8 protein-coding genes are annotated in these 12,203 nt (G+C 60.9%); 6 read left to right on the top strand and 2 right to left on the bottom strand.

Annotated elements, in window-relative coordinates:
• Positions 1-18: 18 nt before the first annotated feature.
• Complete coding sequence (locus BLV47_RS20550; protein ID WP_092316592.1) at positions 19-1,947, bottom strand: transglycosylase SLT domain-containing protein; 1,929 nt, start codon at positions 1,945-1,947, stop codon at positions 19-21.
• A gap of 213 nt (positions 1,948-2,160) precedes the next feature.
• Between BLV47_RS20550 and BLV47_RS20545 the strand changes: the two genes are divergently transcribed.
• Complete coding sequence (locus BLV47_RS20545) at positions 2,161-4,083, top strand: ATP-binding cassette domain-containing protein (protein ID WP_092316590.1); 1,923 nt, start codon at positions 2,161-2,163, stop codon at positions 4,081-4,083.
• Positions 4,084-4,161: 78 nt separating this feature from the next.
• Here the strand turns inward: BLV47_RS20545 and BLV47_RS20540 are convergent, their stop codons facing one another.
• Positions 4,162-4,599, bottom strand: coding sequence for a universal stress protein (locus BLV47_RS20540; protein ID WP_092316588.1), 438 nt, complete (start codon positions 4,597-4,599; stop codon positions 4,162-4,164).
• Positions 4,600-4,700: 101 nt separating this feature from the next.
• On the opposite strand from BLV47_RS20540, the gene BLV47_RS20535 reads away from it, so the two are divergent.
• From BLV47_RS20535 to topA, 5 genes are all read left to right on the top strand, one after another.
• A complete protein-coding gene (locus BLV47_RS20535) occupies positions 4,701-5,138 on the top strand; it encodes a hypothetical protein (RefSeq protein WP_092316586.1) in 438 nt (145 codons plus the stop codon).
• A gap of 552 nt (positions 5,139-5,690) precedes the next feature.
• The gene (gene fadB / locus BLV47_RS20525) at positions 5,691-7,838 is read left to right on the top strand and encodes a fatty acid oxidation complex subunit alpha FadB (protein WP_092316582.1); all 2,148 of its coding nucleotides are present in this window, start codon (positions 5,691-5,693) and stop codon (positions 7,836-7,838) included.
• A 28-nt stretch (positions 7,839-7,866) separates the two neighbouring features.
• Positions 7,867-9,042, top strand: coding sequence for an acetyl-CoA C-acyltransferase FadA (fadA, locus tag BLV47_RS20520; protein ID WP_016964860.1), 1,176 nt, complete (start codon positions 7,867-7,869; stop codon positions 9,040-9,042).
• 99 nt (positions 9,043-9,141) lie between these two features.
• Positions 9,142-9,378 carry a DUF1653 domain-containing protein gene (locus BLV47_RS20515; protein ID WP_019093731.1) on the top strand — a complete coding sequence of 79 codons (237 nt, stop codon included), beginning with the start codon at positions 9,142-9,144 and terminating at the stop codon, positions 9,376-9,378.
• Positions 9,379-9,492: 114 nt separating this feature from the next.
• On the top strand, positions 9,493-12,105 hold the full coding sequence (gene topA, locus BLV47_RS20510) for a type I DNA topoisomerase (RefSeq protein WP_092316580.1): 2,613 nt from the start codon (positions 9,493-9,495) through the stop codon (positions 12,103-12,105).
• Positions 12,106-12,203 lie beyond the last annotated feature (98 nt).

The raw sequence follows: 12,203 nt of genomic DNA, 5'->3' as shown, positions 1-12,203 counted from the left end.
CTTGTGGAGTGCCGGGTTTCACTGGTCGTCGAAGTAGCGCTCATGCCAGTCCACCAGCGGCTGCGGTGAGTTGAGCTTCTGGCCATAGATCACCGAGTACGACAGCACGTTCTGGACGTACTGGCGGGTTTCGTCGAAGGGGATGCTTTCCACCCACACATCGAAACTCAGGTGATCGGCGCCCTTGAGCCATTGGCGTACCCGCCCGGGACCGGCGTTGTAGGCCGCCGAGGCCAGCACCCGGTTGCCGTTGAACTGGCTGTGCACCTGGCTCAGGTAGGCGGCGCCCAGTTGGATGTTCTTGTCCGGGTCGAGCACCTGCTGGGGCGAGGCCAGGGGGATGCTGAACTTGCGCGCGGTTTCCTTGGCGGTGCCGGGCATCAGTTGCATCAGGCCGCTGGCGCCGACGTGGGAGCGGGCGTCGTCCATGAAGGCGCTTTCCTGGCGGGTGATGGCGAACACCCAGCTGGAATGCAGGCCGCGGACCTTGGCTTCGCGCACCAGGGTGTCGCGGTGGGCCATTGGGAAACGGATGTCCAGGTCATCCCAGTATTGGGCCTGGCTGATGGTGCGGATGGCCGGGAAGTACCATTTCAGGTCGTAGGCTAGTCTGGCCTGGGCCACCATCTCGTCGCGGTTGAAGTGCCGACTGACGTGGTACCACTCGCGGCGTCCGTCGACGATCTGGCCTCGGGCATGAAACTCCAGGGCGCGGCGCACGCCCGGGGTATTGCGGACTTTGTTGATGATCGCCTGGCTCAGCATCAGCGGTTGGTTGTTCAACTGATAGGGAGCCTTGGCGTGATCGGCGGCAAGGAAGCCATAGAAGTCCCGCTCCCGGGCCAGCCCCTTGAACAGCACCTGGGCCTGAGGGTTTTGCGGTTGGGCCAGTTCCAGGCTGCGAGCCTGCCAGTAGCGCCAGCGGTTGGTGGTGGCCAGGTCCTGAGGCAGCTTGCGGGTCAACTGATAGGCATCCTCCCAGCGTGCCAGGCGCAACAGCAGGCGCAGGCGCCATTCGGACACGGTGTTGTCGCGCAGCTCCGGGTCGTACTTGGTCATCACGTCCAGGGCGCGGCTGTCGAAGCGCCGGGCCAGGGTCAGGCCGATTTCACGGGCAATCGCCACTTTTTCGTCACGGGAGAAGTGCATGCTGCTGGCATAGCCGTCCAGCAGGGCCATGGCCTTGTCCGGGTCCTGGCGTGCCAGCCGGCGCAGGCCTAGGCCGACCACATCGGACATGGCCTCATCGGTCGGCTGGAAGCGCGAGGGCTGGCTCAGCAGTTCGGGTTTTTGCGCCACATCGACCAGCAGGCGACCCTGAGGCGCAAGTGTGGTCATGCTTTTCACCAGGCTGTTGGCCAGTGGATAGTTGCGCGCCTCGGCGGCCAGTTTGGCCCGTTGCCAGCGTTTTTGTTCGGTCAGTTGGCCTTCGGCGGCCCATTGCGCGAACAAGGCGTCACAAGCGGCCGGTTGGGATTTGCCGGTCAGCCAGAGCTTTTCGGTGGCGGCGTAGCCTTCTGCCTTGAGATTGTGGCCCAGCTGGTACTGGCCGTTGAGGCAGTCCAGCTCGGTGAAATTCAGTTTAGGGTCGTAGTACTTGGTGAAGGTCGCCCAATCGCCGCGTTCGGCCAGCCAGCGCAACCAGCGCAGTTTCATCCAGTTGGCCTGGGGCAGGTCGCCATGTTCGGCGAGGAACTTCTCGATCTCGGCGTTGCTGGCGGATTTCAGCCGGGCGGTCAGCTCGTCATAGGCCAGGTAGGGTTCCAGCGGGTAGTCGCGCAGCGCATCGGCGTAACGGAAGTAGGGGCCGGAATCACCCTTGGCCAGGGCGCGCTTGGCTTCATCGTAATACTGGCGTTGTAGAGTCAGGTCTGCCGCCTGGGCGGATTGGACGGCTGCGGCGGTGAGAAGCAGGCAAGATAAAACACTGAAAAGGCGACTGCGCATGAGACATCCGGGCAGAGAAATCATGACAAGTGCCGACAAGGCCAACACTGATTGCTCACTAGCTTAGCCTTTTGCCAGCAACCGGTGAAAGCTTTGCCGAACCCTCGGCATCAGTTGGCAACAAAAGTGTCTCGGCGGTGGCCGGCGGCGAAATAGCCGGCCTTATGCGGGCTCAAGTCAGGTAGAATGCGCGCCCGGTTTTTGGAGAAGAACATGACCCTGCTCAAATTCAGCGATGTGTCCCTTGCTTTCGGCGCCATGCCGTTGTTGGACAAGGTGTCCTGGCAGATCGCCCGTGGTGAGCGGGTGTGCATCATCGGCCGTAACGGTACTGGCAAATCCAGCATGATGAAGCTGGTCAAGGGCGATCAGAAGCCCGACGACGGCTCCGTATGGCGCACACCCGGTCTGAAGATCGGCGAGTTGCCCCAGGAATTGCCGGTGGCCGACGAGCGGACCGTATTCGACGTGGTTGCCCAGGGCCTGGACGGTGTCGGCGAGCTGCTGGCCCAGTACCACCACCTGAGCCAGAACATCGTCACCGACGCTGATCTGGAAAAACTGATGCACGTCCAGCACGACCTCGAAGCCCGTGACGGCTGGCGCCTGCAGCAATTGGTGGATAGCACCCTGAGCCGTTTGCAGTTGCCGGCCGACAAGACCCTCGCCGAGTTGTCCGGTGGCTGGCGTCGTCGCGTGCTGCTGGCCCAGGCCCTGGTGTCCGAGCCGGACCTGCTGCTGCTCGACGAGCCGACCAACCACCTGGACATCGGCGCCATTGCCTGGCTGGAAGAGGCGCTGAAGGATTTCCAGGGCGCCGTCCTCTTTATTACCCACGACCGTTCCTTCCTGCAGAACCTGGCCACCCGCATCCTCGAACTGGATCGTGGCGGCCTGATCGACTGGAACGGCGACTACGCCAGCTTCCTGGTGCACAAGGAAGCCATGCTGGCGGCGGAAGAAACCGCCAACGCGCTGTTCGACAAGCGTCTGGCCCAGGAAGAAGTGTGGATTCGCCAGGGCATCAAGGCCCGGCGTACCCGTAACGAAGGCCGCGTGCGTGCGCTCAAGGCGCTGCGCGTGGAGCGCAGTGAGCGCCGCGAGCGTACCGGCAAGGCCAATATCCAGCTGGAAACCGCAGACAAATCCGGTAAGCAGGTGATGGTGCTGGAGAACGTCAGCTTCGCTCACCCGGATGGTCCGTTCCTGGTCAAGGACTTCTCCATGGTCCTGCAGCGCGGCGACCGAATCGGTCTTCTGGGCGCCAACGGCACCGGCAAGACCACCTTGCTCAAGCTGATGCTTGGTGGCCTGGTGCCCAGCAGCGGCAAGGTGGAAGAGGGGACGCGGATCGACGTGGCCTACTTCGACCAGTTGCGCCACCAGTTGGACCTGGAAAAGACCGTGATCGACAACGTTGCCGAAGGTCGCGACTTCATCGAGATCGATGGCCAGAGCCGTCACGTGCTGAGCTATCTCGGTGATTTCCTGTTCAGTCCGCAACGTGCTCGTACGCCAGTCAAGGCCCTGTCCGGTGGTGAGCGTGCCCGCCTGTTGCTGGCCAAGTTGTTCAGCAAGCCGGCCAACCTGCTGGTGCTCGACGAACCGACCAACGACCTGGATGTGGAAACCCTCGAACTGCTGGAGGAAGTGCTGCTGACCTTCCAGGGCACGGTGCTGATGGTCAGCCACGACCGGGCATTCCTCGATAACGTGGTGACCAGCACCCTGGTCTTTGAAGGCGAAGGCAAGGTTCGCGAGTACGTGGGCGGTTATCAGGATTGGCTGCGTCAGGGCGGTTCGCCACGGTTGCTGGGCGTGACCGAGAACAAGTCCGGCAAGGCCGAGCTGAATTCTGCCGTGGTTGCGCCGGTGCAAGCCGCGGCGCCGGCCCCTGCTCAGGAGGCTCCGGCGGCGAAGAAGAAGCTCAGCTACAAGCTGCAGCGCGAGCTTGAGGCGTTGCCGGGGCAGATCGAAGCGATGGAGCAGCAGATTGCCGGGGTCGAGGCGGAAATGGCCGATGCCGGTTTCTATCAGCGCCCGGTGGCGGAAACCGCTGCGGTCATCGCCCGGTTGGAGCAGTTGAATGCCGAGCTGGAGCAGATGGTCGAGCGCTGGGCCGAGCTGGATGCCTGAATGACCGCTGAGTAACAAAAAAGCCCGACTTCAGAGTCGGGCTTTTTGTCGAGGCTGCAGGCGTGTCGGCGGTGGTGTTCAGCGCTTGGCCAGGTGCACTGCCAGCACGTCACAAGGCGCGCCGTGGAGAACGTCATTGGCGGTGGAACCCAGTAACAGCGCCAGGCCGTGGCGGCCATGGCTGCCGACCACGATCAGGTCGCATGCCTGTTCCTTGGCCAGATGGTGAATCTCCTGGCGCGGCTGTCCATAAGTCAGGTGGCTGTATTCCTTGGTCAGCTCCGGGTACTTGTGGATCAGCCGGTCCAGGCGCTCCCTGGCCTGGTCGAACTGTTGCTGCTGCAGCTGCGAGAGGTCCATGGGCACATCGCCGCCGAAGGCCATGGCCATGGGTTCGACGATATGCACCAGGGACAGCTTGGCACCACTGCTCACCGACAGCTCGCGAGCGCGGTGGATAACAGGATCGCACTCTTCGGTTAGATCTACGGCGACCAGAATATGGTGGTAGGACATGAGGTGCTCCTCCTGAGGATTGCAATAGCTTCAAGTATGGCTGCTTTCAAGCGGGTTGGTTTCGCCCAGGCCCCGCTCATCAAAAAATCGAGAGTACTGATATGACGGTCTGGATAGTGGTGTCAATCCTTGCGGTGGTTCTGAGTCCGCTGGCGTGGTTGCGTCCCTCGCGTCGCCAGAGCGGCCTGATCGCCTTGCGCATGGAGGCGCGGCGTATGGGCCTGGCCATGCAGCTGGCGCCTCAGGAGTGGCCGCACTGGCTGGGGCAGGAGCCCCCCAATCCGTGCCCGCAGTACCACCGCCCGCGGCGCAGCGCGCAATCGGCCTGCTGGAGTTACTGGCAGACAGCCCCCGGTTGCTGGGTCAATCAATGGCGTGAGCCTTGTGTCGACGAGTTGTTGCTCCAGCACCTGCAAGCGTTGCCATCCGGAGTGTTCAAGGTTGAAGCGGACAAGCAACTGATTGCCCTGTACTGGAACGAGCGTGGCGAGGTCAGTGTGCTGGAGAGCATCGCCTCGGTGCTCAAGGCCTTGGCCTGAGGCCTTCGAGGAGCGCGTCCAGTGCTGGGCGCCGGGCAATAAAAAGCCCGACTCAACATCGGGCGGGATGGCCAGGCAGGCCGGTAATCGAGTTGGAGCCACCTTCGGGTGGCTTTTTGCTGTCTGGGCAGTGGCTTTATTCGATAAATGTTTTCTGGTCATTTCTTCAGATATATCCCCAGCTTAGTCGCACTTGCTCCTGGAGGCCGGGGGATTTAGGGAGATTTTTCTAAATATTGATCCTATGAATGGCCTTGAATGCGGGGCCGTGTTGAAGGTCCGGGGAACGATGAAGTGACCGCAAAGTCGCGTTTCAAACAGTGTTTTGTACGATTGACAATTGTCGGATTTTCCCTGAATGTGGCGTACCCAAATCAAACGGGCGTATGAAATGAGCGTTTGCATCGCAGGCAGCTCTGTACAGAATCCCGACTATCGCGTTGGCGGGTGTGCCTGGCGGAATGGCGTTAGCATCGACGGTGACGTTAGTGCCAAGCCAGAAGTCAGCGTCCGACGTGTACTGTTCAGCTTCCATATCGTGGAGATCAGTTGATGATTTACGAAGGTAAAGCCATCACGGTTAAGGCTCTTGAAAGTGGCATCGTCGAATTGAATTTCGACCTCAAGGGTGAGTCCGTCAACAAGTTCAACCGTCTAACCCTGAACGAACTGCGTCAGGCTGTTGACACCATCAAGGCAGATGCTTCGATCAAAGGCGTGATCGTCAGCAGTGGCAAGGACGTGTTCATCGTCGGCGCCGACATCACCGAGTTTGTCGATAACTTCAAGCTGCCGGATGCCGAGCTGGTGGCTGGCAACCTCGAAGCCAACAAGATCTTCAGCGATTTCGAAGACCTCAACGTGCCAACCGTTGCCGCGATCAATGGCATCGCCCTGGGCGGTGGCCTGGAAATGTGCCTGGCAGCGGATTACCGCGTCATGGCCGCCAGCGCCAAGATCGGCCTGCCGGAAGTCAAGCTGGGCATCTACCCGGGCTTCGGCGGCACTGTGCGCCTGCCGCGCCTGATCGGTGCCGACAACGCCATCGAGTGGATCGCCGCCGGCAAGGAAAACCGTGCCGAAGACGCGCTGAAAGTCGGTGCCGTTGACGCTGTGGTTGCCCCCGAGAAACTCAAGGATGCCGCTCTGGCCCTGGTCAAGCGCGCCATTTCCGGCGAGTTCGACTACAAGGCCAAGCGTCAGCCGAAGCTGGAAAAACTCAAGCTCAACGCCATTGAGCAGATGATGGCGTTCGAAACCGCCAAGGGTTTCGTGGCTGGCCAGGCCGGCCCGAACTACCCGGCACCGGTCGAAGCGATCAAGACCATCCAGAAAGCGGCCAACTTCGGTCGCGACAAAGCCCTGGAAGTGGAAGCTGCCGGTTTCGTCAAGCTGGCCAAGACTTCGGCCGCACAAAGCCTGATCGGCTTGTTCCTGAACGATCAGGAACTGAAGAGAAAGGCCAAGGCCTACGACGAGATCGCCAAGGACGTGAAGCAGGCCGCCGTACTCGGCGCCGGCATCATGGGTGGCGGTATCGCCTACCAATCGGCGTCCAAAGGCACGCCGATCCTGATGAAGGACATCAACGAGCACGGTATCGAGCAGGGGCTGGCGGAAGCCGCGAAACTGCTGGTAGGCCGCGTTGATAAAGGTCGCATGACCGCCGCGAAGATGGCTGAAGTGCTCAACGGCATTCGTCCGACCCTGTCCTACGGTGATTTCGGCAACGTCGACCTGGTGGTCGAAGCCGTGGTCGAGAACCCCAAGGTCAAGCAGATCGTGCTGGCCGAAGTGGAAGCTCAGGTCAAGGAAGACACCATCTTGGCGTCCAACACTTCGACCATCTCCATCAGCCTGCTGGCCAAGGCCCTCAAGCGTCCGGAAAACTTCGTCGGCATGCACTTCTTCAACCCGGTACACATGATGCCGCTGGTGGAAGTGATCCGTGGCGAGAAGTCCAGCGAGCTGGCCGTTGCCACCACCGTTGCCTACGCCAAGAAAATGGGCAAGAACCCGATCGTGGTCAACGACTGCCCGGGCTTCTTGGTCAACCGCGTGCTGTTCCCGTATTTCGGCGGCTTCGCCAAGCTGGTCAGTGCCGGTGTGGATTTCGTGCGCATCGACAAGATCATGGAAAAGTTCGGCTGGCCAATGGGCCCGGCGTACCTGATGGACGTGGTCGGCATCGACACCGGCCACCACGGTCGTGACGTCATGGCCGAAGGTTTCCCGGATCGTATGAAGGACGACCGTCGTTCGGCGGTGGACGTGCTTTACGAAGCCAAGCGCCTGGGCCAGAAGAACGGCAAGGGCTTCTACGCCTACGAAACCGACAAGAAGGGCAAGCAGAAGAAGGTCGCCGATCCATCGGTGCTGGAAGTGCTCAAGCCGATCGTCTACGAGCAGCGTGAAGTCACCGACGAAGACATCATCAACTGGATGATGGTCCCGCTGTGCCTGGAAACCGTTCGTTGCCTGGAAGACGGCATCGTCGAAACCGCTGCCGAAGCTGACATGGGCCTGGTCTACGGTATTGGTTTCCCTCCATTCCGTGGCGGTGCGCTGCGCTACATCGATTCCATCGGTGTTGCCGAGTTCGTTGCCCTGGCCGACCAGTACGCCGATCTGGGCGCGCTGTACCACCCCACCGCGAAGCTGCGTGAAATGGCCAAGAACGGCCAGAGCTTCTTCGGTTAAGCGCCCACACTAGAGCGAGAGTGAACATATGAGCTTGAATCCTAGAGACGTCGTGATTGTCGACTTCGGTCGTACTCCGATGGGCCGCTCCAAGGGCGGCATGCACCGCAACACCCGCGCCGAAGACATGTCGGCGCACCTGATCAGCAAACTGCTGGAGCGCAACACCAAGGTCGACCCGGCGGAAGTCGAGGACGTGATCTGGGGCTGCGTCAACCAGACCCTGGAACAAGGTTGGAACATCGCGCGCATGGCGTCGCTGATGACCCAGATCCCCCACACTTCGGCCGGCCAGACCGTCAGCCGTCTGTGCGGTTCGTCCATGAGTGCGCTGCACACCGCAGCGCAGGCGATCATGACCGGCAACGGTGACGTATTCGTTGTGGGCGGCGTCGAGCACATGGGTCACGTGAGCATGATGCACGGTGTCGATCCGAACCCGCACATGTCCCTGTACGCGGCGAAAGCCTCGGGCATGATGGGCCTGACTGCCGAAATGCTGGGCAAGATGCATGGCATCACCCGCGAACAGCAGGACGCCTTTGGCTTGCGTTCCCATCAGCTCGCCCACAAGGCGACCGTGGAAGGCAAGTTCAAGGATGAAATCATCCCGATGCAGGGCTATGACGAGAACGGTTTCCTGAAACTGTTCGACTACGACGAAACCATTCGTCCCGAAACCACCCTGGAAAGCCTGGCGGCCTTGAAGCCGGCGTTCAACCCCAAGGGCGGCACCGTGACGGCCGGTACTTCGTCGCAGATCACCGACGGTGCCTCGTGCATGATCGTGATGTCGGCCCAGCGGGCCCAGGACCTGGGCATTCAGCCGATGGCGGTGATCCGTTCCATGGCCGTGGCGGGTGTGGATCCGGCGATCATGGGCTATGGTCCAGTACCGGCCACGCAGAAAGCCCTGAAGCGCGCTGGCCTGGGCATTAACGACATCGACTTCTTCGAGCTCAACGAAGCTTTCGCCGCACAGGCCCTGCCAGTGCTGAAAGATCTGAAAGTGCTCGACAAGATGAACGAGAAGGTTAACCTGCACGGCGGCGCGATCGCCCTGGGTCATCCGTTCGGTTGCTCCGGCGCGCGTATCTCCGGGACCCTGCTCAACGTCATGAAGCAGAATGGCGGCACCTTCGGTGTGTCCACCATGTGCATCGGCCTTGGCCAGGGCATCTCGACCGTCTTCGAACGCGTTTAAGCGTTGGGTGGATGGAAGCCGGGGCCCTGTGCCCCGGTTTTTGTTTTTCTGCGGGTTTATTTGTTTTTATTTTGCAAAGAATTGCACGAGGGCCAGAGCATGCAGTTACAACCCGGGCTCTATCAGCATTACAAGGGGCCGCAGTATCGCGTTTTCAGCGTGGCGCGGCACTCGGAAACGGAAGAAGAAGTGGTGTTCTATCAAGCCCTGTATGGGGATTACGGTTTTTGGGTGCGACCCTTGAGCATGTTCCTGGAGTCGGTCGAAGTTGACGGCGAGCAGGTCCCACGCTTTGCTTTGGTGCAGGCCGAACCCAGTCTTTTTTCACCGGCATAAGTGCCGGTCGCGCAGCACCCTGCGCTTGACCTCACCTTGTTGCCACTATATATAGCGGGGCCGCGTCAGGCGCCAACCGCCTTTCTCTTCTCGAATTCAGGAATTTTCCGATCCATGGGCAAATCGCTGGTCATTGTGGAATCCCCGGCTAAGGCCAAGACCATCAACAAGTACTTGGGCAACCAATACGTGGTGAAGTCGAGTATCGGCCATATCCGAGACCTGCCCACCAGCGGTTCGGCCAGTGCCGCCAAGGAACCTGCCGCCAAGCGTGGCAAGGCCGCTGCGGGCGAAGCCCCGGCCCTGTCGCCGAAGGAAAAAGCGCGCAAGCAGCTGGTGTCGCGCATGGGCGTGGACCCCGAGCACGGCTGGAAAGCCAAGTACGAAATCCTTCCTGGCAAGGAAAAGGTCATCGAAGAGCTGCGCCGCCTTGCCAAGGATGCCGACACCATCTATCTCGCAACGGACTTGGACCGCGAAGGGGAAGCCATCGCCTGGCACCTGCGGGAAGCCATCGGCGGTGATGACAGCCGCTACAAGCGCGTGGTGTTCAACGAAATCACCAAGAAGGCCATCCAGGAAGCCTTCTCCCAGCCGGGCGAGCTGGACATTCATCGGGTCAACGCTCAGCAGGCCCGTCGCTTTCTTGACCGTGTGGTGGGCTACATGGTCTCGCCGCTGCTGTGGGCGAAGATTGCCCGAGGCCTGTCCGCCGGTCGTGTGCAGTCGGTAGCCGTGAAGCTGGTGGTGGAGCGCGAGCGTGAGATTCGCGCCTTCATTCCGGAAGAGTACTGGGAAGTTCACGCCGACCTGGGCACCGCCAAGGGCTCGAAGGTGCGCTTTGAGGTGGCTCGCGAGAACGGTGAAGCCTTCAAGCCGCTCAACGAAACCCAGGCCATGGCTGCTCTGGAGAAGCTCAAGGCCTCGGCCTACAGCGTCGCCAAGCGTGAAGACAAGCCCACCAGCAGCAAGCCGTCGGCGCCGTTCATCACTTCCACCCTGCAGCAGGCCGCGAGCAACCGCCTGGGCTTCGGGGTGAAGAAGACCATGATGATGGCCCAGCGTCTGTATGAAGCCGGCTACATCACCTACATGCGTACCGACTCCACCAACCTCTCGGCTGATGCCGTGGCGATGGCGCGGACCTATATCGAAGACGAGTTCGGCAACAAGTACCTGCCGGCCTCGCCCAACGTCTACAGCAGCAAGGAAGGGGCCCAGGAGGCGCACGAAGCGATTCGTCCGTCCGACGTCAACACCCATCCGAGCAAGCTGTCGGGCATGGAACGTGATGCCGAGCGGCTCTACGAGCTGATCTGGCGCCAGTTCGTCGCCTGCCAGATGTTGCCGGCGCAATACCTCTCCACCACCGTCAGTGTTGCCGCTGGCGACTTCGAGCTGCGTGCCAAGGGCCGTATCCTCAAGTTCGACGGTTACACCCGTGTGATGCCGCAAATGGCCAAGCCGGGCGACGACGATGTACTGCCGGAAATGGCCCAGGGCGAAGTACTGAAGCTGATCAAGCTCGATCCGAGCCAGCACTTCACCAAGCCGCCGGCGCGTTACTCCGAAGCCAGCCTGGTGAAGGAAATGGAAAAACGCGGCATCGGTCGTCCTTCGACCTATGCGGCGATCATTTCGACCATTCAGGACCGTGGCTACGTCACCCTGCACAACCGTCGGTTCTATTCGGAAAAGATGGGTGACATCGTCACCGAGCGTCTCTCTGAAAGTTTCTCCAACCTGATGGACTACGGCTTCACCGCCGGCATGGAAGAGAACCTCGATGACGTGGCCCAGGGCGAGCGCGACTGGAAGAACGTCCTTGACGAGTTCTACGGCGACTTCAAGAAGAAACTCGAAGTGGCCGAGGGCGCCGAAAGCGGCATGCGCGCCAACCAGCCGGTAATGACCGATATTCCCTGCCAGACCTGTGGCCGGCCGATGCAGATTCGTACCGCGTCCACCGGTGTGTTCCTCGGTTGCTCGGGCTACAGCCTGCCGCCCAAGGAGCGTTGCAAGGCCACCGTCAACCTGGTGCCGGGTGACGAGATTGCCGCCGACGACGAGGGTGAATCGGAATCCCTGGTTTTGCGCGGCAAGCACCGTTGCCCGATCTGCAGCACGGCGATGGACGCTTACCTGCTGGATGAAAAGCGCAAGCTGCACATCTGCGGCAACAACCCGGATTGCGCCGGCTACGAGATCGAAGAGGGCAGCTACCGGATCAAGGGCTATGAAGGCCCGAGCCTGGAATGCGACAAGTGCGGCAGCGAGATGCAGCTCAAGACCGGTCGTTTCGGCAAGTTCTTCGGTTGCACCAACGCCACTTGCAAGAACACCCGCAAGCTGCTGAAAAGCGGTGACGCGGCGCCGCCGAAGATGGATCCGGTGAAGATGCCTGAGCTGAAATGCGAGAAGGTCAACGACACCTACATCCTGCGCGACGGTGCTTCGGGGTTGTTCCTGGCTGCCAGCCAGTTCCCGAAAAACCGTGAAACCCGAGCGCCGTTGGTGCTGGAGTTGATCCCGCACAAGGACGAAATTGATCCGAAGTACCACTTCCTCTGCGAAGCACCGAAGAAGGATCCCGAGGGACGCCCTGCGGTGGTGCGCTATAGCCGCAAGACCAAGGAGCAGTACGTGCAGACCGAGGTTGATGGCAAGCCTACCGGCTGGCGCGCGTTCTACGACGGTGGCACCTGGAAGGTCGAAGACAAGCGCTAAGCGCAGTTTGTGTCGAGGGGCTTGCCCCTCGATGCAGTGTCGTACAGGGCCGCATGATTCCGTTGGGAGTCATGCGGCCTTTCTTTTGCCTTGCGGTG

The sequence above is a fragment of the Pseudomonas saponiphila genome (genome assembly GCF_900105185.1).
Taxonomy (GTDB): domain Bacteria; phylum Pseudomonadota; class Gammaproteobacteria; order Pseudomonadales; family Pseudomonadaceae; genus Aquipseudomonas; species Aquipseudomonas saponiphila.
This window is presented reverse-complemented; position numbering and strand designations above follow the sequence as displayed.